Origin of the sequence: Actinomadura chibensis NBRC 106107 (assembly GCF_001552135.1) — a bacterium.
GTDB classification, from domain to species: Bacteria; Actinomycetota; Actinomycetes; order Streptosporangiales; family Streptosporangiaceae; genus Spirillospora; species Spirillospora chibensis.
This window is the reverse complement of sequence record NZ_BCQP01000040.1, coordinates 36,316-60,734: the sequence shown is the minus strand read 5'-3', so window position 1 is coordinate 60,734 and position 24,419 is coordinate 36,316. Positions and strand designations below refer to the sequence as shown.

Here is a 24,419-nt window from a genome sequence, read left to right as displayed (position 1 = left end):
CAGGGACGACGGAGGTGGACGATGGGGTTCGGGTTCCGCGTGGGCGTGCCGGGGATGAGCGTGCGGGTGTCGAGCAGGGGCGTGCGGACGTCGGTGGGGCCGCGCGTGGCCCGCGTCCACAGGGGCGCGGGACGGACGAGGGTCTCCAGCGGCATGGGCCCGTTCTTCGCCTCGACGTCGGTCGGCGGCGGGCGGCGGGCGGCGGCGAAGCGTCCGGCGCGGAGCCGCCCGCCCGGACCGACCCCGGCGCAGCTCGAACGGGCCCGGCGGCAGGTCCACCGGCGGCTCCGCGACGCGGCGGCCCACTGGTGGAACGCGCTCAACGGCAACGACGAGGAGACCGTCTGCGAGGCCGTCAACACGGCGTTCGCCGACAACCCGGCCGCCGTGTCGATCAACATGGACGTCGACACGGGCCTGACGTGCGCGTCGCTCGCGTACGCGACGCTGAGCGTCCAGTGCGCGACCGGCGCGGCCTGGACGTTCCGGCCGCCGTCCGACCCTGCGGTGCGGGCCATGGTGATGGCCGAGTTCTAGGGCTGGGCGGACGGGCTCGGCGGCCTCGCCCGCGCGCACGGCGTCCAGGTCGACTGACCCCGGTCAGAGGGAGAGGGCGCGTTGGATTCGGTTGGCGGTGGCGCGGAGTAGGTGTACCGATTTCTCGATCTTGGGGAGGCGGCGCGGGGGGCAGGAGACCGCCAGGGCGCCCAGGGCGGTGCCCGTCGCGTCGGTGACCGGGACGGCGGCGCAGCCCGTGCCGAGGGCGTACTCCTCGCGGTCCACGACCAGGCCGTTCGCGGTGTCGAGGGAGCGGAACAGGCGGTCGGGCTCGGTGATCGTGTTCGGGGTGAGGTCGACGAGCGGGTGCCGGGACACGTAGTCGCGGCGGCGGGCGTCGTCGAGCTGGCCGAGGACGCACTTGCCGACGGCGGTGGCGTGCGCGGCGTGCTCGAAGCCGACCCACTGGTCGACGCGCGGCGCGCGCGGGCCGTCGACGACGTCGATCAGGCGGATCTCGTCGTCCACGTGCATGCCGAAGTAGGCGGCGGCGCCGAGCTCGTCGCGCAGCGTGCTGAGCGTCGGGCGGATGCGGGCGAGGAGCTGCTGCGCCCGGCTGCTGCCGTGCAGGGCGTCGACGCGGTCGCCGAGCACCCAGATGCCGTCCGACAGCCGGGTCGCGTAGCCCTCGTGGGCGAGGGTGCGCAGGAGGTGGTAGGTGGTGGCGAGGGGCAGCCGGGCCTCCCGCGCGAGCTGCTTGGCGGGGGCGCCGCTCGGATGCGCGGCGACGGCCTCCATGAGTCGCAGAGCACGCTGCACCGAGGCGATGAGAGTGGGCTTGCGTGGCTCTTCCATCACGCAATGCGAACCCCTCTGACCTGGTCCGGTCAAGGTCTTTGGGTGACAGTCCAGCCCATTGGATCACTTCTGCTGTCCGGACGGGCAGTGTTTCCCGATCCGACCACGGGAAACAGCCTTGCCATGCACGCAGACACCGAGCGCGGCCACGTCGACGAGCGGACGGCCCGGAAGGTCGCCGAGGAGGCGCGGGAGACCGAATGGCGGCTCCCGAGCTTCGGCAAGCAGCTCTTCCTCGGCGACTTCCGCCTCGATCTCGTCCATCCGCATCCCCGTCCCTCGGACGAGGCGCGGCGCAGAGGCGAGGAGTTCCTCGCGCGGCTCACCGAGTTCTGCGCGTCCAAGATCGACCCGGTGGCGATCGAGCGGGAGTCGCGCATCCCGGACGAGGTCGTCACCGGCCTGCGCGATCTCGGCGCGCTCGGCATGAAGATCCCGGAGCGGCACGGCGGGCTCGGCCTCGGCCAGCTCCACTACGGCCGCGCGCTGATGGTCGTCGGGTCGGTGAGCCCGGCGCTCGCCGCGCTGCTGTCGGCGCACCAGTCGATCGGCGTCCCGCAGCCGGTGAAGCTGTTCGGCACGCCCGAGCAGCAGGACGAGTGGCTGCCGCGCTGCGCCCGCGAGGTCAGCGCGTTCCTGCTCACCGAGCCGGACGTCGGCTCCGACCCGGCCCGGCTGCGCGCCACCGCCGTCCCGGACGGCGACGACTACGTCCTGAACGGCGTCAAGCTCTGGACGACCAACGGCGTCGTCGCCGACCTGGTGGTCGTGATGGCGCGCGTCCCGAAGTCCGACGGGCACCGGGGCGGCATCTCGGCCTTCATCGTGGACATGGCGACGCCCGGCATCACCGTCGAGAACCGCAACGCGTTCATGGGGCTGCGCGGCATCGAGAACGGCGTGACGCGGTTCCACGACGTCCGGGTCCCGAAGGCGAACCTGATCGGCAAGGAGGGCGCGGGCCTGAAGATCGCGCTCACCACGCTGAACACCGGACGGCTCTCGCTGCCCGCCGTCTGCGCGGCGGCCGGCAAGTGGGCCACCAGGATCGCGCGGGAGTGGTCGCGGGAGCGGGTGCAGTGGGGCCGCCCGGTCGGCGAGCACGAGGCCGTCTCGCGCAAGATCGCGTTCATCGCGGCGACCGCGTACGCGATGGAGGCGATGCACGACCTGTCCGCCCAGCTCGCGGACGCCGGGCGCGGCGACATCCGGATCGAGGCCGCGCTCGCCAAGCTGTGGTCGTCGGAGATGGCCTACCGCGCGGCGGACGAGCTGGTCCAGATCCGCGGCGGGCGCGGCTACGAGACGGCCGAGTCGCTCGCGGCGCGCGGCGAGCGCGGCGTCCCGGTCGAGCAGCTGGTGCGCGACCTGCGGATCAACCGGATCTTCGAGGGGTCCACCGAGATCATGCACCTGCTGATCGCCCGGGAGGCGGTGGACGCGCACCTCGCCGCGGCGGGCGGCGTCATCGACCCGGACGCGTCCGCCGGGCAGAAGGCGCGGGCGGCGGCGAAGGCGGGCGGGTTCTACGCCCGCTGGCTGCCGACGCTCGTCACCGGGGCCGGGCAGCGGCCGAACTCCTACGCCGAGTTCGGGCCGCTGGCGCGGCACCTGCGGTACGTGGAGCGCGCGTCCCGCAAGCTCGCCCGATCGGTCTTCTACGCGGCCGGGCGCTGGCAGGGCCGCCTCGAATACAAGCAGGGCTTCCTCGGCCGGATGGTCGACATCGGCGCCGAGCTGTTCGCGATGAGCGCGGTGTGCGTCCGCGCCCACGCCGACGCGAACGGCGAGGGCCTCGGGACGGACGGCGCGGCGCCGGGAGCGTCCGCCGTGAAGCTCGCGGACGCGTTCTGCCGCCAGTCGCGCGTCCGCGTGGAGGAGCTGTTCGAGGGGCTGTGGCGGAACACCGACGCGCTGGACGTGAAGCTCGCGCGGGCCGTCCTCGACGGTGAGTTCACCTGGATCGAGCAGGGCGTGCTCGACCCGTCCATCCCCGGACCGTGGATCGCTCCGTCCGAGCCGGGGCCCAGCGAGAAGGACGACGTGCACCGCAATATCGGCTGACCCGTATCAGGCGTGCCGCCGTCCAACGCGGACGACGGAGATCAAGCCGACTGTAGACTGAGCGCCCTTCGCGCCTGAGATCGGACCGGTTCAAGCGGACCAGGTCAGCGATCCGGCGAAAAAGAAGCCGAACGCCCACGCACCCAGCGAGCGGGAAGTATGCAGTCACCTGGTCAGAAGAAGTCCATCGCAGGCACCCTCCTCAACCTCGTCGGCAGCCGCCAGAAACGTCCGGCGGCGGCGCCCGCCCGGGACGGGGACGTCGTCCAGCCCGCCGCCGGGGAGGGGGCACTGGAGAACCATCTCGGCGGGGACGAGGCCCGCAACTACCGCAAGTACGAGTACGACACGGTCGCGCCGCACGTCGGCCGGTCGATGCTGGAGGTCGGGTCGGGGCTCGGGCACTTCTCCGAGCAGTTCGCCGGGCGGCTCGACTACCTCGTCGTCAGCGACAACGACCCGTACTGCGTCGGCGAGCTGCGCAAGCGCCACGACGGCAACGAGGACGTCGAGGTCATCGACCTCGCCCTGCCCGCCGAGATCAAGATCCGGCGCAAGGTCGACACCGTCGTGATGATGAACGTCCTGGAGCACATCAAGGACGACGTCCAGGCGCTGCGCGACCTCGCCGCCGTCACCGAGCCGGGCGGCCGGATCGTCATCTGGGTCCCCGGCTACATGCAGCTCTACGGCGACTTCGACCGCAAGGTCGGGCACGTCACCCGGTACACGCCCGCGACGCTTGAGGCGTCCGTCCGGGAGGCGGGGCTCGTCCCGGAGGTGCTGAAGCCGATCAACTTCCTCGGCGGGATCGCCTGGTGGTTCGCGGTCCGCCGCGGCGGCGCCGGCTACCCCGACCCGCGGCTCGTCAAGATCTACGACCGGACGGTGGTGCCGCTGACGCGCGGCATCGAGCGGTTCGTCCGCCCGCCGTTCGGCCAGACCGTGTTCTGCGTGGCGCGCGTCCCGCGCTGACCCCGCCCAGAAGCACGCGAAAGCCGTCTCCCAGCCGAAACTTCCGGCGACGGGAACGGGTCACGAAAAGCGGCCCGTTCCCGTCGTCTTTTTTCGTCCGCCCCGATCGGTATGTCGACCGATGACCGGAGGGCCTCCGACCTGGACACTGGGGGTGGCCGGAACGGTCCCGGGCCGCCTCTCCGGGCGGAGAAGCACCGCCTGCTTCCGCGGGCCGCGGCCGTGAAGGCCGGCCACGTTAGTTCCCGTGTGGTCCGACGGTTCGGCGGCGGGGATCCTGGGAGGGGAGATCCCCGCCTCCGGATCAGGCCCGCACCCGCCGTCCGTTCGCCGACGCGGCGCCCAGCCCGTTGCCGCTGCCGTTCCCGTTCCCGCTGGCGCTGCCGTTGCCGTTCCCGGGGCCGAACAGGCCGAGGCGGTGGGCGGTGGCGGCGGCCTCGCCGCGGCTCGTCACGTCCAGCTTGCCGAGGATGTTGGAGACGTGGACGCTCACCGTCTTCACCGAGATGAACAGCGCCCCGGCGATGTCGCGGTTGCTGCGCCCCTGCGCGACGAGGCGGAGCACCTCGTACTCGCGCGGCGTCAGGCCGAGCGGCGCGGACGGGTCGCCGCGCCGCGACGTCCGGGTGCGGCGCAGCAGGTCGGCGACCAGCTCGCCGAGCGGGGCGGCGCCGAGCGCGTCCGCGAGCTCCGCCGCCGTCTCCAGCCGGGCGGTCGCCGCGTCGTGGTCGCCGCCCGCGGCGGCGGCCTCCGCCGCGCGGAACAGCGCGCGGGCCCGGTAGTAGGGGTTGCCGAGGGTCTCCCAGGCGGCGGCGGCCGCGTCCCACGCCGCGAGGTCGAGGACGCCGCGGACGCGGGCCAGCTCGGCGGCGAACGTGAGCTGGTGCGCCCGCTGCAGCGGGCCGCAGACGGCGAGCCCGGCCGCGCGCTCCTCCACCCGCCGCAGGTCGTCGGCGGCGGCGTCGCCGAGGTCGGCGCACGCCGCCGTGGCGGCGATCAGCGTCGGCCAGGCGTAGCGGGCGTCGTCCGGCAGGCCGGAGTGGTCGAGGACGGGCCGGACCGCGTCCAGGGCGGCGCGGGCGTCGCCCTCAGCGAGCAGGATGCTCGCCTCGAGCCAGAGCGTGGTGAAGTAGTCCTGCGTCTTCATCCACTTCATCTTGAGGTTCATGATCTCGCGGGACAGCACGAGCCGGGCCCGCGCGGTCTCGATGTCGCCGCGCGCCAACGCCACCCACCCGGACAGGACGAGCAGCGACGTCCGCGTGGTGACGGCCGGGTCCTGCTCGATGGCGTGGTCGAGGACGGCGAGCGCCTCGTCCCACCGGCCGAGCGACACGAGCGGCTCGGCCTGGTTGATGGACAGGAACGTGCCCTGCGTCCGCTCGACGCCGTACTCGCGGGCCAGCTCCTTGCCGCGCGCCGCGACGGCGGCGGCCTCCTCGTGCCGTCCCGCGCCCTCCAGGAAGTGCGACTTGATCACGTAGTAGCGCAGCAGCACGCGGTGGTTGCCCGCGCTCTCGGCGGTCTCCTCGACCTCCAGCAGCCCGGCCTCGGACTCGTAGTCGATGTCGGCGCAGAACCGGGTGATCAGCGCCTCGGCGATGGTGACCGGGTCGCCGAGCGCGCGGGCGATGGAGAGCGCCTCCTCCGCCGTCTGGCGCGCCTTGGCGATGTCGGTGGTGATGCGGACGTAGTTCCCGAGCGTCGACAGGGCGCGGGCGCGCAGGACGCTCGGCGGGTCGACGGGCAGCGCCTCCACGGCGGCGCTCAGGTCCTCGACGAAGCCGGGAAGCGCCATCTGGTTGCGCATCCGGCCGCGCAGCTCCAGCAGCGCGGCGCGCTGCTCGGGCACGTCGCCGCTGGCCTCCAGCTCGCGGAGCGCGGCGTTGACGAGCTTGATCCCGCGGTCGAACTCGCCCGCCTGGTCGGCGGCGGTCGCGGCGTCCTGGAGGACCTTGATCTGGTTAGCGCCGATCCGCTCGGCGGCGTCGGGCACCTCGTCCCACAGGCTGAGGACCCGGGACAGCATGGTCAGGCACTCCGCGTATGCCAACGACTTGCGCGCCTCGGCGGCGGCGCGCCAGGACGCGACCAGCGCCCACGTGCTGTTGTGGGCCCGTTCCCAGTGGAAGCTCAGCTCGACCCAGAGCCGTCCGGGCGGGACGAGGCCCGGGTCGTTCTCCATGGCCTCGGCGTAGCGCTTGTGCAGCCGCGTGTACTCGCCGGGCAGCAGGTCGTCGCTGACGGCCTCGCGGATCAGGGCGTGCCGGAAGGCGTAGCCGTCGCCGTCGACGACCAGGACGTTCGCGGCCACGGCCGGACGCAGCGCGCGGGTCAGCTCGGCGTCGTCCAGCCCGGTGACGGCGGTGAGCAGGGCGTGGTCGATGCGGGTGCCGCCGCCGCTGGCGTCGCGCAGCACCTCCTGCGTCTCCTCGGGCAGCCGCTGGACGCCCGCGAGCAGCAGGTCGCGCAGCGACTCGGGCAGCAGGCACGGCATCGTGCCGTCGTCGTCGAGCAGGGCCTCGATGAACAGCGGGTTGCCCTCGCTGCGGGCGACGACGCGGTCGACGAGCCCGGCGGGCGGGGTGTCGCCGAGCAGTTGGGTGACGAGGGCCGCGGTGTCGGAGCGGGACAGCCGGCCGATCTCCATCCGGCGGACGCGCTCGGTCCGCTCCAGCCCGGCGAGCAGCGGGCGCAGCGGGTGGGTGCGGTGCAGCTCGTCCGACCGGAACGTCACGACGATCAGCACGGGCGCGTCGGCGACGTTGCGGATCAGGAAGGCGAGCAGGTCGCGGGTGGAGCGGTCGGCCCAGTGGGCGTCCTCGATGACGAGCACGACCGGGCCGCTCTCGGCGAGCCGCTCCAGCAGCGTGAGCATGACCTCGAAGAGGCGGGCGCGCTCCTCGTCGGTGGCGGTGTCGGACTCCGGTTCGCCGAACTCGGGCAGCAGCCGGGCGAGGCAGCTCGTGTCGCCGCGCGGGACGAGCCCGGCGATCCCGTCGATTCCGACGTCCCGGACGAGGCCCCGCAGCACGGTCGTGAACGGCGCGAACGGCAGCCCGTTGGAGCCGAGCTCCAGGCAGCCGCCGCTGAGGACGCGGGCGCGGCGGCCGTCCACGGCGGCGGTGAACTCGCGGATCAGGCGCGTCTTGCCGAGCCCGGCCTCGCCGCCGACGAGCACGGCCCCGGGCGCGGCGGCGAGGGCGTCGTCCAACCGCCCGAGCTCGACCGATCTGCCGACGAGGACGGGGCTCATCGCGTGTGCGCTCACGTCACAAGCATGCCAAACGGATCGGACAATCCCACCTGAATATCACTCCGTGAGATGCCGCCGAAGGGGCGTACGGCGCGTGAACGCGCGCCCGGATCGCGGCGGCGCCGGGGCCCGGCGCCTACCGGGACCGCGGGCTCAGAGGTTCAGGCACTTGACGGGGCCCGCGACCAGCGGCACCAGGTTCGCGCCTCCCGGGTTCGACGCCGCGGAGATCGTGCAGTTGATCATGCTGACGGGGTCGGGCGCGGCGGCCCGCGCGGGCTCGGCGCCGGCGGGCAGGGCCAGTGCGGCGACGGCGGCCGTGGCCAGCGCGGCCACGGTGACACAGCGGGTGAGAGCGCTCATGCGGCTACCTCGCTTACTCGCGGTTGATGATCAACACGGAGAGTAGCAGCATGGACACGGATGGCGCGCGACCGTGTACGGCGGGTCACCGGCGTGAAGGATTTGTGGTGGCCGTGGTCCCCCGATGTCCACGGCCACCACACAGTCAGACGTCCGCGCCCGCGGCGAAGTTCGCGTTTCCCGTATACGATTTCCGGCCATTTGTTCAGCCGCCGTCGACCTCGGCGCGGGACACCACGTCGGCGGACATCAGCACCCGGATGTCCCGCCCGCGTCCCGTGAGGACTTCGGTGTACGGGCTCTCGACCTCCATCACATAACCCGTGACCGTGGAGCCGTCCCGGAGCAGGAGCCTCTGCTCGGGCACCCAGACCGTGTCGGTGAGCCCGCCCAGAGCGAGGAACGCCAGCCACCCCACGACGCCCATGTGCGCGTACACCTTCGCCAGGTACGGCCTCAGCGGACCTTGCCGCAGCGTCACCACAAGGAGGGTCGTGCTCACCACGAGCACCGCGACCAGAGTGGGCCAGTCCCGCAGCGTGATCAGGGCGGCCGCGAAGACCCCGGCGAGGGCCGCCATGAACACCGTCTGGTGCGGTTTCCACTCGCCCCGCCGGACGTGCTGGACGTGCCGGGCGAACGCGAGCGGCAGGACCACCGCCAGCAGCACGCCGGTCAGCGTCTCCGCGCCCAGGAACGTGCCGACCACCACGCCGATCACGTCGTCGAAATTGACGGAGCTCGCGAGGGAGAACGCGACGTGCCAGTCGTAGTGCGCGACGGCCAGCAGGCGCAGCAGCAGGAAGATGATGCCGCCGAGGCCCACCGCGTTCACGCCGGTCGCCTTCGACGCCACCGCCCGTCCCCTATTTCGCCGACGGACGGCCCGCGACGAGGTCGCTCAGCCGGTCCCCGAGCCGCTGGAGGGGCTGGCGGTAGCGGCGTTCCCGCACCTCGGCGCGGCGGGCCTTGCGGGAGTCCGGTGAGTACCGGCGGCGCGCCCACGGCGACCCGGGCCGGGCCAGCCGGACGGCCCCGACGATCGCGACGATGCCGATGAACACGCCGATGAGGCCCGTCCAGACCTTGCCTTTGGCGAGGGCGATGATGGCGACGCACAGGTCGAAGACGAGGACGAGCACGATGGCCCAGAAGCCGTCCCCGGCGGCGTCGTCCACGCCCAGCGGACGCAGGCCGAGCAGCATCAGCCCGCACAGCGCGATGGTGATGAACACGACCTCGACCGACAGGCGTCCCTGCTGGCTCCAGTAGACGTCCTCCAGGTGGAGGACTAGGGCGAACTCGTCCAGTACCAGCGCCGCGCCCACTCCGAACACTCCGGCGGCCACCGCCGCTATGGCGGACGATCCGTCCTGGATGGCCAGCCCGCCCACACCGCCGACGCACATGAACACGAGCCCGAACACCACATGGTGGATGTGCTGCCCACCGGGCGTGACGTTCCCCGGCCACCACCGCACCTGCGCCCTGATCATCCGGACGCTGACCCGGATGAAGAGGAAACCGGCGATGAACGCCACGAGGAAGCAGAACAGCCGCAGCCGTCCGGCGTCCGTGATCTCCCGTGTGAACCAGTCCCCCACGTCGCAGACCTTCCGCGGACGGCCCCAGCCCACACCCAACGGTTGGTTACCGAAACTTCGCCTTGAGGACGGCCCAGACGCACTTTCCCTCGGCCTCGTCCCGGACCCCCCGCCTCTCCGACAGCGAGTCGACGATGCCGAGCCCCCACCCGCCGGGGTCGGGAGCGTCGTCCGCCACCGGCCCGCGCGGAACCGACAGGTCGGGCGTGGACGGCCGCGGCCACACCGGAGAGGAGTCCCACACCTCCACGCAGAGGCCGTCGTCCGCGAGCCCCATCCGCAGGGAAATCGCGCGGTAGGGGGTGGCGTGGACGGCGTTCGTGAGCAGTTCCGACGCGACCTGCACGGCCGCGCAGACGGTCTCGCGGGCGAGCCCCCACTGCAACGCCTGCGCCTCCACGATGAGGCGCCCCTCCCTGACGGCCTCCGGCACCCCGAGAAGCCCCCGCCGAAACGCACGCGGCGCCGCCACCGTCCTTTCCACTCGAACCAAACATCCCGTCATCTCGAACCCCCGCCCCACCTCATTCCGCCAAACGATCATTTCCCCCACCACTCCCTTCGCTTCTTGTGAGCAATCCGCTGCACATCGTGGGAGGTTCCCGTTATCGTCGGAAGTGGGGTCGGTTTTGTTGAACTCGATAGTTCCGGAGGGCAACTCGTGGTGAATCGGAAGCAACTCGACCCGACCGAGTCGGCGGCGGCACTTTTCGGGGCAAAGCTCCGGAAGCTTCGCGACAAAGCCGGACTTTCCCAGTCGCAACTGGCGGACGCGATCGGCTACTCCAACGACACGATCTCCAAGGTCGAGACCGCCGCGCAGGCCCCGTCCTTCCAACTGGCCGAGCGCCTGGACGCCCACTTCGGCACCGACGACCAGTTCCAGGAGCTCCAGCCCCTCGCCGCCAAGGAGGGCATCCCCTCCTTCTTCCGCCCCTACGCCAGCCTGGAGAGCACCGCCAACGCCATCCGCGTCTACGAGTCCATCGCCGTCACCGGGCTGTTCGAGACCGAGGACTACGCACGCGCCATCCTGCGACCTGGGCAACGCACCAACGTGCTCGACCGCGCGGTGAGCACGCGAATGGCCAGGCAGGAGATCCTGCAGCAGGAGAACCCGCCCTGGATAGTGGTGCTAATGCAGGAAGCGACGATCCGGAAGATCGTCGGAGACAACGAAATCACCAAGGCCCAGCTCGCCCGGCTCTTGGATCTGGGCAAGGAGCCCAACATCAGCATCCGGATCGTCCCTGCCGAGGCTCAGGTTTTTCCTTCCAGCGGATTCACGCTGTTCGGCTGCGAGGGGGAACCGGAGATTGGGTTCGTGGAAGGCGCGGGCGGTACCGGCCGCGTGATCGAACTAAGCTCCCATGTGGAGCAGCTTCGACAGCTGTGGGACCTCATCAGCAGTGTGGCCATGACCGAAATGGCCTCCGAAGCTCTGATCCGAGAGGTGATGGAGGGCTTGTGAAGGACCTGAAACACGCCGCCTGGCGCAAGAGCAGCTACACCGGCCAGGAGGGCGGTACCTGCGTCGAACTGGCCGACCTCGACACCACCGTGGGCGTCCGCGACAGCACCGATCCCCACGGCCCCGTCCTCCAGTTCAGCCGCCCGGCCGTAGCCGGGCTCATCGGCCGCATCAAGGCCGCCGAACTCGACCGATAGCCGTCCCCCCCACAGGCCCCCTCTTAGGAGGGGGCTTTCTCATTTTCGGCCATGGGCAAGGGCCCCAGGTATTCCCAGGGCCCCTTGCGCATGGGTCAGTGCTTGCGATGAACCTTGGTGTTGGTTTTCACGACGCAGTTCCATCGCTTGTCGGATGACTTGCAGTGCCAGGTGAGAATGTTGCGTAGTACCCCCGGGTTGCAGGCGATCACCGTGTAGGTGATCTCGGCCGTCTGACCGGGTTGCAGATCACCAGTCCAGGTCAGGGTGTGGTCGGTCAGGCGGGCGGCGCCGACGCTGGCGTGGATCGGCCCCTTGAGACGGCCGTTGTCGAGGACGTCGGCCAGGTCATCGGTGAACGTGGCCTTGTGGAAGACGCCGGCGCAGGTGTTGGTAACGCGGATGCGATAGTGCACCGTCCCTCCGACCGGCACCCTGGCCCGGTCGGTGGTCTTCTCGACCTTGAGTTTCTCGTTTGGACACGGTGTAGGAGAGGGCTTGGTCGGCGTCGGCGTCGGCGTGGGTTCCGTTGGCGTCGGCGTAGGCTCCGTCGGCGTTGGCGTCGGCGTAGGTGGGACGCCGCACGACTCGGTGTCGTAGGTGAGTGTCACTTCGCCATCGCCCTGGCGGACGCCGGTGTTGTAGGTGGCATCGGCGGGGCCGAGGCTTGAGCCTCCCGCACCGCCGCCCCCATACATGGTGCCGACCGAGGAGGAGCCGCCGGCGCCACCGCCCTGCGCGCCTCCGCCGCCCCCGCCGCCCGTTCCCATGTGCGGATCCTGGAGGTTCACGGCGCCGTCTCCGCCGACGCCGTCGACCGCGTCGCCGCCGGGGAGGCCGGGCTGGTCGAACTCCGCGACCGGTTGCCCCGCCGCGCCGCCCTTGCCCGCGGAGGTACCGCCTCCGCCCGCGCCGGGCTGGTCAGGGGTGCCGCCGTTGGTGCCGGTACGGCCGCCGTCCCCGCCGTGGCCCGCTGAGACGTCGGTGAAGCTGCCCGCGCCCCCGCCTCCTCCACCCGCGATGATGAGCGGCTCCAGGGCAAGGCTGACCTTCGTCGCCCCGCCACCGCCGCCGCCGACGGTGCCGTTGCCGGGAATGCGCTCTTCGTTGAACGCGCCGGGCTGGCCGCCCCCGCCGTAGCCGCCTCGCGCGGGCGTTCGAACGTTGGCGTCTCCGCCGGTGCCCGCGCCGCCGACGTCGATCGTCAGTGCGTCCCCGGGAGTGACCGGGACAGTGGCGATGACCTCACCGCCCCGTCCCCCGGGAGACCCGTAGAAGGCGTCGCCGCCTGCGGCTCCGAAGGCGTCCACCGTCAACTCGCAGACCCCTTCCGGGACGGTGAACGTCTGCGGCGCTCCGGTGTAGCCGAACGTCCGGCTGACCTGCTGCGCGTGTGCGGTGACCGGCACGAGTGCCAGCGCCGCGGCCGTCGTCGCTCCCGCAAGGAGCGACAACCACTTAGAGTTAAGTTTAGTCACATATAGTAACGTAAGCTGGCACGAGCCAAGAGGTGACCGCCTACCGGCCATGAACTCCCCACGCCGCAGAGCGCGTTCGGTGCCTTGCGGCACTCGTAAGCACACGGGCCGCAATCCGCGTGCCGGCAGGGCGGAACCGACCCGCAGGGCCCCGATCCCCGGTTCAGCCGGACGGTCGGCACCGGTCTCGTCAATCGCACCAAGACCGGTGAACTCGACCGGTAACCCGTCCCCCACAGGCCCCCTCTTCGGAGGGGGCTTTCCCATTTTCGGCCATTCGCTTATGCGGCTTCGCCCAGCTCAAACTGGTGACGGATGGCGCAAGAGTAGTTACAGGGGTGGCGGCTCGGGTCGGGTGCCGGCCATGGGGTCGCCTTTCTGGGCGGTTTCGGCTACAAACTGGAATGGAGACGTGTGGCGGCGCGGCTGGTGTTGGAGCGCCCGGTGGGAGGAGTGGACGTGAGCAGACTGCCCTTGGGGCCTAATCCGGGGATCGGGTACGGCCATTTAGTGTCCACCACCTCTGGTGTCTTTGTGGCCAAGCGCGAGTGGCTCGTCCACCCCGTTCCCGTCGAGCGGCCGGAGCACGGCCACCAGGACACGCGAGTGCAGTGCTCCGCCTGCGGCAGGACGCTGACCGTGCGAGTCTCCTCACTGGCGAGGGCCAGGCGGCGGCAGCAGTTGTTCCGGGGGCTGACGGTTGGCTCTCTGGCGGCTGCGGTGCTCTGCGCGCTGCTGATGATCCCCGCTGGAGAGGCGCTGCGGCCGTTCCTGTTCGGCGGCGCGGGTCTCGGGGTCGTCTTCGCTTTCGCCTTCTACATGCGCCTGGGCGTGGAGGACGGGGTGTCCGTGCGGTGGCCGACGCTGACCCGCATGCGCGGTCACCAACTCCGCTGGCCGCCGGGAACGCCCAGCCGCCTGCACCGCTGACCACCGTCCAAAGGCGAGAAATACCCCTCCATCGACAAAGGGCGCGCGACATACTTCATTTTTGGATTGAAATTTAAAAAATTGACGGCGAGTGGGCGGCGCTGGAACCCTGTGCAAGGTCACCGAAGAAGGCTCTTCATGACCTGGTGACTACGGGGAAACAGAGGGGAAAGCATGCTTCTCACCACTTCCGTCAAGGTAGGGCTGTCGACTGCCGTCGTCGCGTCGGCGCTGCTGATTCCGACCGGCGCTTCGGCGTCCCCTACCTCCGGGAAGACCGTCAGCGCGGCCACCAGCTTTGACGCCAAGTGCAGGAGTCACAGCCGCAATTACATCCTCAAGAGGTACTACCGGGGGCCTCAGGCCTTCACCCTGCGCTGCGGCACGCGAACGTGGGGCTGGAAGCACATCAAGGCACGTCACGGCTGGAACAGAACGATGGACCGGAAGATCGGCACCGCGATCTGGTCCGGTGACCCGAACGGGCGCGGCGGCTATTCCACATACGCGAATCAGTGCCCGCGAAGGGAGAAGTTCCGCACCATCATCGGTACTCCGGCGGGGAGCAACGACCTCCTGACCGCCTACCCGGTCAACCAGCTCGCGGCGACCGGGTCCGCCTGCTAGGCGCGTGTCGGGCGCGGGACGAGGTGAAATGGTAGCCCTGTGGAAGAACAGACGCAGGCCGAGCAGGCCCTGAGTCGCTCGTACGTCACCGCGGACGGGGTCCGCTTCGACATCACCGACCTGTCGGTGGAGCACGATCCGGACCGAGGGCCGACGTTGACGTACCGGCTGACCGTACGCCGCCAAGGCCACCCGGACGAACACTGGGTGGTCACGCTCCCCTGGCACGACAAGTCCTGGGTGGACGTTCTCACCTCGCCCGCGCCCTCTCCCGAAAGACTCCGGCAGCTCGTCCACCTCGTCCACACTCATCTGGAAGAATGGTGGGATACGAAGGGATACAATCGGCAGTCGGCGAAAATGGGACGACGACTCGATTGATCATTCCTTCATTTTCCGAGACGCTAACTCACTGCCCTGAGGGTGCCTGGACGATTTCAGAGAGCGTCGTCCCTGCGCGAAGTAGAGACAGGGCGCATTGGGCGATGGCGTTCAGGCGGGTGTCGAGCGCCTCCAGGGAATGGCTCACGTCGTGAAGGTCCCGGATCGCCGTGACGGCTCGCTGGACGTCCGGGATGCGGTATCCGGCAGCGCGTAGGGCTGCGGTGATTCGGGCTTCGCGGATCGCGGCGAGGTGGTAGCGGCGGGCCGTTCCGGCTCGGGTCTTCATGCGTTCTGGAGTTACCAGGCCCATTTGCTCCCAGAAGCGGAGCGTGGACGCGCGCAGGCCCAGCGCTCGGGACAGTTCGGTGATGGTCATCGAGTCGGCTTCCGCGGGTTCGGCGTCGGTCGCCGCTTCCGCGCGAATGGCACGGAGCGCCTCGCGGGCGGCGAGCGCCTGTTCCCGTTCCTGGTTGAGACGGGCGTGGAAGGAGCAGAGCAGCGCCACCGCTTGGTCTGGCGGCAGCGACCGGATTTCGCGCATTGCCCTACGCGCCTCGACCGGGCCCACCGCATGGGCGAGATCCCGGTAGGCGCGCAGGTCGCGGACGTGCGTCATAGAGAAGCTTCGGTATCCGTTGGGCGCCCGGGACGCGGCCGGAATGACACCCCGCGCCTCCAGGTCGCGGATCTGCTGGACCGAGTAGCCGGTCGCCGCCGCCACGGCCGCGGTACTCAGGGGCTCCACCGCCGGATCGTCGTGGCCCACGAGCCAACCCTCCATAAGCACTTCAACGCCACGCTTGAACCATGAGTATGGAGCAGATCCTCGCGGCGGTCCGTGCGTTCGACGGGGTGCTTGAGCTGGCGCCGTCCGAGGGAAGCGAGTTCCCGGAGATCGCCTGGGGCGACCACTTCTTCTACTACGCGCCCGACAGGCAGGTGCCGCAGCGCACGCAGCCCTACGCCACCATAGTGACGAAGAACTACCCCGACGACAGCCTGAGCGACCTGGACCGTCCCGACCGGTGGCGGCTGAACATCCACGTCGGCAGGCGCGCGTCCGCCGAGCTCATCGGGGAGGAGGCGGGCGAGCCGGTCGACTTCGCGGCGGCCGACACCCTCCTGCCCCACCCCGTGTATCGCGCGCAGGGGTGGGTCTCGATCGTCTGTCCCGGCGCGGAGACCTTTTCGCTGGCGGTTCGCCTCATGCGCGAGGCGCATGAGGCGGCGCGCTCGCGGGCGGCCCGCCGCTGACGGTCCTACTTCGGCGGCGACGCGATCGGGACGTTGTATCCGAGGCTCCGCACGACCTTCGTCGTGCGGTCCACGGTGGCCTGGCTGCCGGAATTCTTGCCGAGCGTCCGGAGCCTGATCGGCGGGCCCGCCGTCACCAGAGTGGGGACGAAGGCGGGCTGCGCCCTCCACCGCTTCTGAGCGTCCCGGGTGAAGGTCAGCCAGGCGATGAGCCCTTCGTGCGTGGTCTGCTCGTTCGCGGTCGGGTTGGCGACCTGGTTCCCCATTCCGTACACGACCCATTTTCCATTGATCTGCTCGAAAGGCTGCACGACATGGGCGTGGCACCCGATGATCAGGTCAACGTTGTTCGACGCCAGCAATGTCCTCGCCAGGCGCCGCTGCTCGGGTGTGGCGGCGTGCTGGTATTCCGTTCCCCAATGGAGGCTGAGTATCACGACTTCGGCACCGGCCTGCTTGGCACGGGCCGCGTCCGAGAGAACCCTGTCGGGGTTGATCGGCGTGTTCACGAGCCAGGTCTTCCCGCCGGGCGCCGAAATGCCGTTGGTGCCATAGGTGTAGGAGAGTTGCGCGACCTTGACGCCCTTCACGGTCATGAGGTTGATCTGCTTCGCCTGTTCCGGGCTGAGGGCCGTGCCCGCGTGCCGGACGTCCACCCTGTTGAGGTCGTCGATCGTCCGGCGGACACCGGGTTCGCCCTGGTCAAGGGAGTGGTTGGACGCCGTGGAGCACGTGTCGTAGCCGAGCCCGCGGATCGCGTCCGCGATCTGCGGCGGTGAACTGAACATCGGATATCCCTCAAAGGGACCCGAGGGCGGGGCCAAGGGCGTCTCGACGTGGCAGACCCCCAGATCCGCCTTGCCGATATATGGCTTCAACTGGGCGAGCATCGGAGTGAAGTCGAAGCCTTTCTTGTCCCTGGCACGGGCGTCCGCGGCGGCCTGTTTGGTGATGGGCTCATGGAGAAGGAAGTCGCCCGTCCCCGCGACGGTGAACCGGCCCGTCCCGGGGGCGGCCGATTCGGTCGCCCCCCGCTGCCCCGCCGGACGCTCCTTACCGCTGTCGCAACCCGACAGCGCGGCGAACCCGAGCGCGCCGACCAGCAGGACGCTCGTCGCCCCCCTGCCGCGAGTGGGCCGCCGCGCCTTCGGGGCCTTCCGAATGCATGCCGAAGTTCCCATGCGTAGGTCATCAACATCTCAATTCACTCGAAACGACGCCTTACCGGAAGCTGGCCCGGCATTAGGCATACTTTGAGAAATTGGATGGCCATCACGAACTCGGCCAAACACGGACGATTCTCCGACCGCCGGAGCCGCGCCCCGCCCGAGCCGCGCCCGGCGGCCGTCCGGCTCCGGCGTCCCGCTCGACAAGACGCGTAACACGATGGTTACATGTCCTCCATGGACGCCTTCGCCGCCGTCGCCGATCCGGTGCGCCGCCGCATCGTGCTGCTGCTCGCCACCGGCGGCCCGCGCACGGCGGGCACGCTGGCCGCCGCGTTCCCGGAGATCAGCCGTCCGGCGGTGAGCCGCCACCTGCGCGTGCTGCGCGAGGCGGGCCTCGTCGCGGCCGAGACGGCGGGCCGCGAGCGGCACTACCGCGCCGACCCCGGCCCGCTCCGGGAGATCGACCGGTGGCTGGCGGCCGTCCGCGGGCAGGCGTGGGAGCAGCGGCTCGACGCCCTGGACACCGAGGTCCACCGCGCCCGGCGCGACCGGCGAACGGCCGCCGAACCGACCGACACCCCGAAGAGGAGCGCAGGATGACACCACCGCCCACCGGCCGGTTGCTCACCACCGCGACCGGCTCCGACCTGCAACTGACGCGCCACTACAAGGCCGCGATCGAGGACGTCTGGGCCAGCATCACCGAGTCCGAGCGGACGGCGCGCTGGTTCGCGAGCTGGACCGGCGACGGCAGGCCGGGCGCGACGGTGCGGCTCACGCTCGTCCACGAGGAGGGCGCGCCGGAGAGCGACATGACGATCATCGCCTGCGAGCCGCCCCGCCGCCTGGAGGTGGAGACGGTCGACGAGTACGGCCGCTGGCACCTGGAGGCCCGGCTCAGCGAGGCGGACGGCGAGACGACGCTGACCTTCCTCCACCACCTCGACCCGGGAACGGACGTCACCACGACCGGTCCGGGCTGGGAGTACTACCTCGACATGCTCACCGCCTCCATGACGGACGCCCCCAAGCCCGAATTCGACGACTACTACCCCGCGCAGGTCGCCTACTACGAGGGCCTCTCACCCGAATGACCGCCGAAACGGCGAGGAGCCTCCAGGAGAAGGCGGCCAGGGCCCTCCCGGCGGACGACACCAGAGAAGTCGGCGGATGGCGCCTCCGCCACACCCGAGGCCCGTCCTGGTGGATCGGGACCGTCCTCCCCCATGGCGACGCCGAGCCCGGCGAACTGGCGCGCAGAATCGCCGAAGCCGAAGACTTCTACGCCCGCCGCGGCGCCGCCGCGCGCTTCCAGATAACCCCGGGCGTGTGCCCGGACACGCTCGACGCCGCCCTCGCCGAACGCGGCTACCAGCGCGAACTCACGGTGTCGCTGAGAGTGGCGGCGACCAGGCGCCTTTTGACGCGGCCACCGTCGAAGCGGGTCCGGGTGGACGACCACCCGTCCCGCGAATGGCTCGAAACCTGGCAGGCGGTCAACGGCGGCGACGTCGACGCCGAACGGGACCTCCTCCGGCGCGTGCCGGGGCCGTCCGGATACGCGAGCCTCATCGACGGCGGTTCCGTCGTCGCGGTCGGACGCGCCGTCGCCGACGACGGCTGGGCCGGGATATTCGGCATGGCGACCCGTGCCGAGGCACGCGGGAGGGGCGCGGGGCGGGACGTGCTCGCCGCGCTCGCGGACTGGGCCCGTGCGCGGCGCGCGACCCGCATGTACCTCCAGGTGCTGACCGGCAACCGTCCGGCCGTCCGGCTGTATGAGGGGGCGGGGTTCGGGGAGCTGTGCGGGTACCACTACCGGCGCCGGTGAGCGGGATGTCCTGGATCTGCAAACGCCGACGTCCGGGAGAGGAAAGACGGGGGTGGTGAACGCGAGGTTCACTCACGGCAACGTGCTGTGAGAGGAGCCGTTCACATGCCTGAAACCCCCAGTTCGGAGTTCTGGAAGAACCTCAAGCCGATCGAGAACTCCCTCAAGCCGGACGCGCTGCCGGAGGTCTACATCCCGAATGTGGCCACCGACGACGACCGGTACTACGTGCCGTTCACCGAGACGGTCGGTTCCCGCCCCCTGTGGATCAACGTCAAGGACAACACCTGGTCCGACATCCTGCGGTCCAAGGAGGCCGGGCTCGTCAACCGGCACTACCACCCGCACGAGGTGTTCGCCTACACGATCTCCGGCAAGTGGGGCTACCTGGAGCGGCCCTGGACGGCGACGGCTGGCGACTTCGTCTACGAATCCCCCGGCGAGGGCCACACGCTCGTCGCCTACGAGCACGAAGAGCCCATGAAGACGCTGTTCATCGTCAAGGGCCCGCTCATCTGGCTGGACGAGAACGGCGACACCGCCGGGTACTTCGACGTCCACGACTACATCGACATGTGCCGCAAGCACTACGACAAGGTCGGACTGGGCGCGGACTACATCGACTCGCTGTTCAGGTAGCCCATGGTCACCCTGCTGAAGCGCGCATCGCCCGCGACGACGCCGGACCGGTACGAGAACCGGTTGCTGGCCGTCCTGTTCCTGGCGTTCGGCTTCGTGTTCTTCGACCGGCAGGCCCTCGCGTTCCTCGCCCCCTACATGGACGACGACTTCGGCCTGTCGAACTCGCAGTTGGGCGTCCTGTCCGGGGTGCTCGCGCTGACGTGGGCACTCGCGGGGATGTTCGCCGGGAGCCTGTCGGACCGCCTCGGCAGGCGCAAGCCGATCCTGATCGCGGCGGTCCTGCTGTTCTCGCTGTTCTCGTCGGCGTCCGGGCTGATGAGCGGCTTCCTCGGGCTGCTCGCGGCGCGGGCGCTGATGGGCACCGCGGAGGGCGCGGTGCTGCCGATGGCGCAGTCGCTCATGGTCGAGGCGTCGCGGGAGTCGCGGCGCGGGCTGAACATGGGGCTGCTGCAGGGCTCGTCGGCGGGCCTGCTCGGCGGGATCGTCGCGCCGGTCGTGGTCGTGTGGATGGCGGACGCGTTCGGCTGGCGGACGGCGTTCTTCGTCACGATCGTCCCCGGCCTGATCGTCACCGCGCTGATCGCGAAGTTCGTGCTGGAGCGGGCGCCCCGCGCGGCCGCCGCGCCCCGGGAGCGGGCCGAGAAGACCCCCGTCAAGGACGTCCTGCGGCTGCGCAACGTCGTGATCTGCATGCTGATCGCGCCCTGCTACCTGACGTGGTTCGTCACGCTGATCACCTTCACCCCCAAGTACCTGACCGACGAGAAGGACTGGGGCTCCGGGACGATGAGCGCCGTCATGACCTGCCTCGGCGTCGCCTGGGTGCTGTGGGGCTTCGCGACCCCGGGGATCTCCGACCGGATCGGCCGCCGCAAGGCGCTGATCGGGTTCACGCTGCTCGCCGTCTGCTGCCCGGTCGCCGTCGTGTACGTGGACAGCCCGCTGCTGCTCGGCACGCTGATGATCCTCACCTACACGGGGCTCGGCTGCTTCACGCTGTTCATGGCGACGATCCCGGCCGAGACCGTGCCGCGCGCCGCGCTCGCCACCGCGCTCGGCGTGATCATGGGCGTGGGCGAGCTGGCGGGCGGGTTCCTCGGCCCGCTGGTCGCCGGGCGGGCGTCCGACATCTGGGGACTGGACGCGGCCATGTTCATCGCCGCGGGAGGGGCGGCGCTCGTGGTGCTGCTGTCGTTCGGCCTCCGCGAGACGGCCCCGGCCGTGCTGCGCCGACGTGAGGCGGTCACTCGATGAAGGCTGCTGTCTGGCATGGGCCCAGGGACGTGCGGGTCGAGGACGTCGCGCCTCGGCTGCCCGGTCCCGGCGAAGTGGCGATCACCGTCGCGTACTGCGGGATCTGCGGGAGCGACCTGCACGAATACGCCGACGGGCCGCACGCGATCCCGGTCAAGGAGCCGCACCCCGAGTCGGGGCGGACCGCGCCGCTCACCCTCGGCCACGAGTTCTGCGGGACGGTCGCCGCCGTCGGCCCCGGCGTCACCGGGTTCGAGCCCGGCGACCCCGTCGCCGTCGAGCCGCACTACCGGTGCGGCGAGTGCGCGCGGTGCGAGGCGGGCGAGTACAACCTGTGCCGCCACTTCGGGTTCGCCGGGCTGATGGGCGACGGCGGGCTCGCCGAGCGGGCGGTCGTGCCGTCCTACATGCTGCACCGGCTGCCGGACGACGTTTCGCTGGAGCAGGCGGCCGTGTTCGAGCCCGCCGCGGTCGCGCTGCACGGCGTCCGCCGGTCCGGGCTCCGGGAGGGCGAGACCGTCGCGGTCGTCGGGCTCGGCCCGATCGGGCTGCTGGTCGTGCAGCTCGCCGTCCGGTACGGGGCCGGGAAGGTGATCGGGTGCGACCCGTCCCCGACCCGCCGCGCGCTCGCCAGGCGGCTCGGCGCGGCGGACGTCGTGGACGCCGGTGAGCTGCCGCCCGGCGCCGCCGACCTCGCGTTCGAGGCGGTCGGCGCGGAGCGGACGCTGTCCGACTGCCTCGCCGCCACCCGGCGCGGCGGCCGGGTCGTCCTGCTCGGCCTCGGCGGGACGTTCGCGATCGACGCGTTCGCGCTGGTCAACAACGAGCAGTCGATCATCGCGTCGGTCGGGTACCGGGACTGCCACCCCGAGCTGATCCGGCTCGCGTCCGAGGAGGGCATGGACTTCGCGTCCATCGTGACCTCGGTCGTCCCGCTGGACGAGGTCGTCCGCGACGGGTTCGAGACGCTGCTGAACACCATGGAGGAGATCAAGGTGCTGGTGCGGCCATGACCGACGCCACGGAGGGGTTCGCGCCCGGCCTGTTCGCCGGGCGGCGGGTGTTCGTCACCGGCGGGACGTCCGGGATCGGGTCGGCGACCGCCGTCCTGTTCGCCGAGCTCGGGGCGGAGGTCGTCGCGCTCGGGCTGCTGCCGTCCGATCCGGACGAGCTGCCGCGCCACGCCGGGGTCCGGGTCGTCGAGCACGACGTGCTGGACGACGGCGGCCTGACCCGGATCATCGCCGACACCGACCCGCTGGACGTCCTCGTGAACTGCGCGGGCGTCAGCCACGACCGGGACGAGTACGACCTCGGCCGGTGGCGCCGCGTCCTGGAGATCAACCTGACCGCGACGATGGTGGCGTGCCAGGCGGCCCGTCCGGCGCTCGCCCGGCGCGGCGGGTCGATCGTCAACGTGTCGTCGATGTTCGCGTTCTCGGGGAGCCGGGACCGTCCCGCCTACAGCGCGAGCAAGGGCGGGATCTCGCAGCTCACGAGGTCGCTCGCGGCCGAGTACGCGGCGGACGGCGTCCGGGTCAACGCCGTCGCGCCCGGCTTCGTGGTCACCCCGCTGGCCCGGGGCCTGCTGGACGACCCGCCCGCCGCGGCGGCCGTCCTGGCGCGGATCCCGGCGGGCCGGTACGGGCGGCCGGGCGAGGTCGCGGCGGTCGCGGCGTTCCTGTGCTCGCCCGCCGCGTCCTACGTGAGCGGCGCGATCCTTCCGGTGGACGGAGGCTACCTGGCGGTTTGACGGGTAAAGCGGCGTAGGCTCCGACTGAGGCCGCCCGTCACCGGGAGGAAGAGACCAATGCCGGGACCCGCACAGATGATCTCCCAGGCCAGCACGGAGGACGTCGATCCGCGCGAGCGCATCGAGTTCTGGGAGGAGTACAACCGCAGAGCGCTGGTCGGGCTGTCCGTGTCCGCGTACTCGGAGCACGGGCTGCTCGCCCGGCAGTCCAACTTCGACCTCGGCGACGTCCGGCTGGCGGAGATCAGCGGCAACGCTCACGCCGTCGAGCGGACCCCGCAGGTCGCGCGGTCCACGCCGAAGGACTCCGTCTTCGCGACGCTGCTGGTCAAGGGCGAGGCGGTGTTCCTGCACGAGCACGGCTGCCTGTCCGCCGCCGCGGGCGACCTCGTCGTGTACGACACGCGCCGCCCGTACCTGTTCGGGTTCTCGTCGTCGATGCGGCAGTTCCTGGTGGACGTTCCCCGCGACCTGTTCGTCGAGGAGTGCGTGTCGGGCGGCGTCGCCGCGCCCATGCTGTTCGGGCGCGGGACGGCCCGCGAGGGCGAGCTGCTCGGCGCGCTCCGCACCGTCCTGGAGAACCCCGGCGCGGACGGCCCGGAGGGCGCCCGCGACACCGTCCTCGACCTGATCAGGATGCTCGCCACCGAGCGCGCGGGCGGCGGCGACGCGCCCGCCGCGTACCGGACGCAGCTCATCGTCGCCAAGGACTACATCGAGCGGCACCTGCACGACCTCACCCTCACCCCGGGCCAGGTCGCCGGGGTGATGGCGGTGTCGGCGCGGCACCTCGGCCGGATCTTCGAGTCGGCCGGGACGACCCCCGCCAAGTACATCCTGGAGCGCCGCCTCCAGCGCGCCCACGACGAGCTGACCGCCCCCGGCGCGGCGGACACGACGATCGCGGACGTCGCCTACCGCTGGGGCTTCTCCAGCCAGGCGCTGTTCGCCCGGCACTTCCGGGCCCGGTTCGGGCGCACCCCGTCCGAGGCCCGCGCGGGCCGCTAGCGACCTTTGAAGTCGGGCGGGCGGTTCTCCAGGAAGGCCGTGATCCCCTCCTTGGCGTCCTCGGTGGCGGCGAGGCCGACCAGCTCGCCGAGCAGGTAGGCCACCTGGTCCTCCAGCGGGCGCCCCTCGACCGCGAAGAAGGCGTCGCGGCCGCGGCGCAGGCCGACCGGGCTCTTGGACGCGATCACGGCGGCCAGCTCGTCGACGCGGGCGTCCAGGTCCGCGCGCGGCACGACCTCGGTGACGAGGCCGATCTCGCGCCCCTCGGCGGCGGTGATCCGGGAGCCGGTGTAGTACAGCTTGAACGCGTGCTTCGGCGCGACGTTCCGGTCGATGATCGCCATGATCATCATGGGCCAGAGACCGACGTTGACCTCGGGGGTCGCGAGCTTGACGTCATCCGCCGCGATCACCAGGTCGCAGGCGGCGGCGAGGCCGAGGCCGCCCGCGACGGCGTGCCCGGCGAGCCGCGCGATGATCGGCTTGCCGAGCCTCGGGAACGCGGTGAACAGGCGGAAGGGCGCACTCCGCCGGATGTCGGCCACGTCCAGGCCGGCGCGGCCGAGGCCGCCGAGGTCGGCTCCGGCGCAGAACGCCCGGTCTCCCGCCCCGGTCAGGACGATCACCCGTACGGCGTCGTCGGCCGCCGCCCGCTCGAACGCGGCGAGCAGCTCCCCGATCATCCGGTCGTTCAGCGCGTTGCGGGCCTCGGGCCGGTTCAGCGTGATGCGCGCGACCCGATCGTCCACCGAGTAGAGGACCGTCTCATCCATTTCCAGCCCGTTCCCAGCCGCCGCGCGCGG

The 24,419-nt window shown here is 71.1% G+C and carries 27 protein-coding genes; 17 read left to right on the top strand and 10 right to left on the bottom strand.

Annotated elements, in window-relative coordinates:
- Positions 1-21 precede the first annotated feature (21 nt).
- Positions 22-537: a DUF4236 domain-containing protein gene (locus ACH01S_RS23280; RefSeq protein ID WP_067895109.1), complete on the top strand. Its 516-nt coding sequence runs from the start codon at positions 22-24 to the stop codon at positions 535-537.
- 63 nt (positions 538-600) lie between these two features.
- Here the strand turns inward: ACH01S_RS23280 and ACH01S_RS23275 are convergent, their stop codons facing one another.
- Complete coding sequence (locus tag ACH01S_RS23275) at positions 601-1,353, bottom strand: IclR family transcriptional regulator (RefSeq protein ID WP_067895106.1); 753 nt, start codon at positions 1,351-1,353, stop codon at positions 601-603.
- Positions 1,354-1,479: 126 nt separating this feature from the next.
- On the opposite strand from ACH01S_RS23275, the gene ACH01S_RS23270 reads away from it, so the two are divergent.
- On the top strand, positions 1,480-3,420 hold the full coding sequence (locus ACH01S_RS23270) for an acyl-CoA dehydrogenase family protein (RefSeq protein WP_067895103.1): 1,941 nt from the start codon (positions 1,480-1,482) through the stop codon (positions 3,418-3,420).
- A 159-nt stretch (positions 3,421-3,579) separates the two neighbouring features.
- Positions 3,580-4,395, top strand: a complete 816-nt coding sequence (locus ACH01S_RS23265) for a class I SAM-dependent methyltransferase (protein ID WP_083981020.1) — start codon at positions 3,580-3,582, stop codon at positions 4,393-4,395.
- Positions 4,396-4,699: 304 nt separating this feature from the next.
- Here the strand turns inward: ACH01S_RS23265 and ACH01S_RS46555 are convergent, their stop codons facing one another.
- The 5 genes from ACH01S_RS46555 to ACH01S_RS23240 form a co-directional block, all read right to left on the bottom strand.
- The gene (locus tag ACH01S_RS46555; protein ID WP_281289181.1) at positions 4,700-7,666 is read right to left on the bottom strand and encodes a helix-turn-helix transcriptional regulator; all 2,967 of its coding nucleotides are present in this window, start codon (positions 7,664-7,666) and stop codon (positions 4,700-4,702) included.
- 138 nt (positions 7,667-7,804) lie between these two features.
- Positions 7,805-8,014, bottom strand: a complete 210-nt coding sequence (locus tag ACH01S_RS23255; RefSeq protein WP_148344278.1) for a hypothetical protein — start codon at positions 8,012-8,014, stop codon at positions 7,805-7,807.
- Positions 8,015-8,219: 205 nt separating this feature from the next.
- On the bottom strand, positions 8,220-8,870 hold the full coding sequence (locus ACH01S_RS23250; RefSeq protein ID WP_067895093.1) for a hypothetical protein: 651 nt from the start codon (positions 8,868-8,870) through the stop codon (positions 8,220-8,222).
- A gap of 10 nt (positions 8,871-8,880) precedes the next feature.
- Positions 8,881-9,618, bottom strand: a complete 738-nt coding sequence (locus ACH01S_RS23245) for a hypothetical protein (protein WP_067895090.1) — start codon at positions 9,616-9,618, stop codon at positions 8,881-8,883.
- Between the two features lie 46 nt (positions 9,619-9,664).
- Positions 9,665-10,051 (bottom strand): ATP-binding protein, encoded by a 387-nt coding sequence (locus ACH01S_RS23240; protein ID WP_169809338.1) that lies wholly within the window; start codon positions 10,049-10,051, stop codon positions 9,665-9,667.
- A 228-nt stretch (positions 10,052-10,279) separates the two neighbouring features.
- Between ACH01S_RS23240 and ACH01S_RS23235 the strand changes: the two genes are divergently transcribed.
- Together ACH01S_RS23235 and ACH01S_RS23230 are read left to right on the top strand one after the other, a co-directional pair.
- Positions 10,280-11,089: a helix-turn-helix domain-containing protein gene (locus ACH01S_RS23235; protein WP_067895084.1), complete on the top strand. Its 810-nt coding sequence runs from the start codon at positions 10,280-10,282 to the stop codon at positions 11,087-11,089.
- On the top strand, positions 11,086-11,286 hold the full coding sequence (locus ACH01S_RS23230) for a DUF397 domain-containing protein (protein WP_067895081.1): 201 nt from the start codon (positions 11,086-11,088) through the stop codon (positions 11,284-11,286). The genes ACH01S_RS23235 and ACH01S_RS23230 overlap by 4 nt, the downstream gene beginning before the upstream one ends.
- A gap of 95 nt (positions 11,287-11,381) precedes the next feature.
- Here ACH01S_RS23230 and ACH01S_RS23225 read toward each other — a convergent pair whose 3' ends face one another.
- Complete coding sequence (locus ACH01S_RS23225; protein WP_169809337.1) at positions 11,382-12,740, bottom strand: DUF7927 domain-containing protein; 1,359 nt, start codon at positions 12,738-12,740, stop codon at positions 11,382-11,384.
- 558 nt (positions 12,741-13,298) lie between these two features.
- Here ACH01S_RS23225 and ACH01S_RS23220 point away from each other — a divergent pair.
- The 3 genes from ACH01S_RS23220 (at position 13,299) to ACH01S_RS23210 (ending at position 14,702) form a co-directional block, all read left to right on the top strand.
- Positions 13,299-13,694, top strand: coding sequence for a hypothetical protein (locus ACH01S_RS23220; RefSeq protein WP_148344276.1), 396 nt, complete (start codon positions 13,299-13,301; stop codon positions 13,692-13,694).
- A gap of 174 nt (positions 13,695-13,868) precedes the next feature.
- Positions 13,869-14,321 carry a hypothetical protein gene (locus ACH01S_RS45445; RefSeq protein WP_218010358.1) on the top strand — a complete coding sequence of 151 codons (453 nt, stop codon included), beginning with the start codon at positions 13,869-13,871 and terminating at the stop codon, positions 14,319-14,321.
- 39 nt (positions 14,322-14,360) lie between these two features.
- Positions 14,361-14,702 carry a hypothetical protein gene (locus ACH01S_RS23210; protein WP_067895071.1) on the top strand — a complete coding sequence of 114 codons (342 nt, stop codon included), beginning with the start codon at positions 14,361-14,363 and terminating at the stop codon, positions 14,700-14,702.
- A 28-nt stretch (positions 14,703-14,730) separates the two neighbouring features.
- On the opposite strand, the gene ACH01S_RS23205 is transcribed toward ACH01S_RS23210, so the two are convergent.
- Entirely contained in the window at positions 14,731-15,471 is a 741-nt protein-coding gene (locus ACH01S_RS23205) for a MerR family transcriptional regulator (protein ID WP_246236579.1), read from the bottom strand.
- Between the two features lie 41 nt (positions 15,472-15,512).
- On the opposite strand from ACH01S_RS23205, the gene ACH01S_RS23200 reads away from it, so the two are divergent.
- Positions 15,513-15,959 carry a DUF6194 family protein gene (locus ACH01S_RS23200; protein ID WP_067895065.1) on the top strand — a complete coding sequence of 149 codons (447 nt, stop codon included), beginning with the start codon at positions 15,513-15,515 and terminating at the stop codon, positions 15,957-15,959.
- A 5-nt stretch (positions 15,960-15,964) separates the two neighbouring features.
- Here the strand turns inward: ACH01S_RS23200 and ACH01S_RS23195 are convergent, their stop codons facing one another.
- Positions 15,965-17,140: a CapA family protein gene (locus ACH01S_RS23195; protein WP_067895063.1), complete on the bottom strand. Its 1,176-nt coding sequence runs from the start codon at positions 17,138-17,140 to the stop codon at positions 15,965-15,967.
- Positions 17,141-17,353: 213 nt separating this feature from the next.
- Here ACH01S_RS23195 and ACH01S_RS23190 point away from each other — a divergent pair, with 213 nt between their 5' ends.
- The 8 genes from ACH01S_RS23190 (at position 17,354) to ACH01S_RS23155 (ending at position 23,616) form a co-directional block, all read left to right on the top strand.
- Positions 17,354-17,728: an ArsR/SmtB family transcription factor gene (locus ACH01S_RS23190; protein WP_306303259.1), complete on the top strand. Its 375-nt coding sequence runs from the start codon at positions 17,354-17,356 to the stop codon at positions 17,726-17,728.
- Positions 17,725-18,222 carry an SRPBCC family protein gene (locus tag ACH01S_RS23185; protein ID WP_067895058.1) on the top strand — a complete coding sequence of 166 codons (498 nt, stop codon included), beginning with the start codon at positions 17,725-17,727 and terminating at the stop codon, positions 18,220-18,222. The genes ACH01S_RS23190 and ACH01S_RS23185 overlap by 4 nt, the downstream gene beginning before the upstream one ends.
- Complete coding sequence (locus ACH01S_RS23180; RefSeq protein ID WP_067895055.1) at positions 18,219-18,959, top strand: GNAT family N-acetyltransferase; 741 nt, start codon at positions 18,219-18,221, stop codon at positions 18,957-18,959. The genes ACH01S_RS23185 and ACH01S_RS23180 overlap by 4 nt, the downstream gene beginning before the upstream one ends.
- A 105-nt stretch (positions 18,960-19,064) precedes the next feature.
- Entirely contained in the window at positions 19,065-19,598 is a 534-nt protein-coding gene (locus ACH01S_RS23175; protein ID WP_067895052.1) for a 2,4'-dihydroxyacetophenone dioxygenase family protein, read from the top strand.
- Between the two features lie 3 nt (positions 19,599-19,601).
- The gene (locus ACH01S_RS23170) at positions 19,602-20,855 is read left to right on the top strand and encodes an MFS transporter (RefSeq protein ID WP_067895049.1); all 1,254 of its coding nucleotides are present in this window, start codon (positions 19,602-19,604) and stop codon (positions 20,853-20,855) included.
- On the top strand, positions 20,852-21,868 hold the full coding sequence (locus ACH01S_RS23165; protein ID WP_067895046.1) for a 2,3-butanediol dehydrogenase: 1,017 nt from the start codon (positions 20,852-20,854) through the stop codon (positions 21,866-21,868). The genes ACH01S_RS23170 and ACH01S_RS23165 overlap by 4 nt, the downstream gene beginning before the upstream one ends.
- Positions 21,865-22,608: an SDR family NAD(P)-dependent oxidoreductase gene (locus tag ACH01S_RS23160; RefSeq protein ID WP_067895043.1), complete on the top strand. Its 744-nt coding sequence runs from the start codon at positions 21,865-21,867 to the stop codon at positions 22,606-22,608. Before ACH01S_RS23165 ends, ACH01S_RS23160 begins: the two co-directional genes overlap by 4 nt.
- A gap of 57 nt (positions 22,609-22,665) precedes the next feature.
- Entirely contained in the window at positions 22,666-23,616 is a 951-nt protein-coding gene (locus ACH01S_RS23155; RefSeq protein WP_067895040.1) for a helix-turn-helix domain-containing protein, read from the top strand.
- Here ACH01S_RS23155 and ACH01S_RS23150 read toward each other — a convergent pair.
- Positions 23,613-24,389, bottom strand: a complete 777-nt coding sequence (locus ACH01S_RS23150) for an enoyl-CoA hydratase-related protein (RefSeq protein WP_083981017.1) — start codon at positions 24,387-24,389, stop codon at positions 23,613-23,615. The two genes, ACH01S_RS23155 and ACH01S_RS23150, sit on opposite strands and share 4 nt — an antisense overlap.
- Positions 24,390-24,419 lie beyond the last annotated feature (30 nt).

Excerpts from the sequence above, each read along its gene's own strand:
- ACH01S_RS23280 (WP_067895109.1), top strand. The coding sequence starts at position 22 with ATGGGGTTCGGGTTCCGCGTGGGCGTGCCGGGGATGAGCGTGCGGGTG.
- ACH01S_RS23275 (WP_067895106.1), bottom strand. The coding sequence starts at position 1,353 with ATGGAAGAGCCACGCAAGCCCACTCTCATCGCCTCGGTGCAGCGTGCT.
- ACH01S_RS23270 (WP_067895103.1), top strand. The coding sequence starts at position 1,480 with ATGCACGCAGACACCGAGCGCGGCCACGTCGACGAGCGGACGGCCCGG.
- ACH01S_RS23265 (WP_083981020.1), top strand. The coding sequence starts at position 3,580 with ATGCAGTCACCTGGTCAGAAGAAGTCCATCGCAGGCACCCTCCTCAAC.
- ACH01S_RS23255 (WP_148344278.1), bottom strand. The coding sequence starts at position 8,014 with ATGAGCGCTCTCACCCGCTGTGTCACCGTGGCCGCGCTGGCCACGGCC.
- ACH01S_RS45445 (WP_218010358.1), top strand. The coding sequence starts at position 13,869 with ATGCTTCTCACCACTTCCGTCAAGGTAGGGCTGTCGACTGCCGTCGTC.
- ACH01S_RS23200 (WP_067895065.1), top strand. The coding sequence starts at position 15,513 with ATGAGTATGGAGCAGATCCTCGCGGCGGTCCGTGCGTTCGACGGGGTG.
- ACH01S_RS23195 (WP_067895063.1), bottom strand. The coding sequence starts at position 17,140 with ATGGGAACTTCGGCATGCATTCGGAAGGCCCCGAAGGCGCGGCGGCCC.
- ACH01S_RS23190 (WP_306303259.1), top strand. The coding sequence starts at position 17,354 with ATGTCCTCCATGGACGCCTTCGCCGCCGTCGCCGATCCGGTGCGCCGC.
- ACH01S_RS23185 (WP_067895058.1), top strand. The coding sequence starts at position 17,725 with ATGACACCACCGCCCACCGGCCGGTTGCTCACCACCGCGACCGGCTCC.
- ACH01S_RS23180 (WP_067895055.1), top strand. The coding sequence starts at position 18,219 with ATGACCGCCGAAACGGCGAGGAGCCTCCAGGAGAAGGCGGCCAGGGCC.
- ACH01S_RS23175 (WP_067895052.1), top strand. The coding sequence starts at position 19,065 with ATGCCTGAAACCCCCAGTTCGGAGTTCTGGAAGAACCTCAAGCCGATC.
- ACH01S_RS23170 (WP_067895049.1), top strand. The coding sequence starts at position 19,602 with ATGGTCACCCTGCTGAAGCGCGCATCGCCCGCGACGACGCCGGACCGG.
- ACH01S_RS23165 (WP_067895046.1), top strand. The coding sequence starts at position 20,852 with ATGAAGGCTGCTGTCTGGCATGGGCCCAGGGACGTGCGGGTCGAGGAC.
- ACH01S_RS23160 (WP_067895043.1), top strand. The coding sequence starts at position 21,865 with ATGACCGACGCCACGGAGGGGTTCGCGCCCGGCCTGTTCGCCGGGCGG.
- ACH01S_RS23155 (WP_067895040.1), top strand. The coding sequence starts at position 22,666 with ATGCCGGGACCCGCACAGATGATCTCCCAGGCCAGCACGGAGGACGTC.
- ACH01S_RS23150 (WP_083981017.1), bottom strand. The coding sequence starts at position 24,389 with ATGGATGAGACGGTCCTCTACTCGGTGGACGATCGGGTCGCGCGCATC.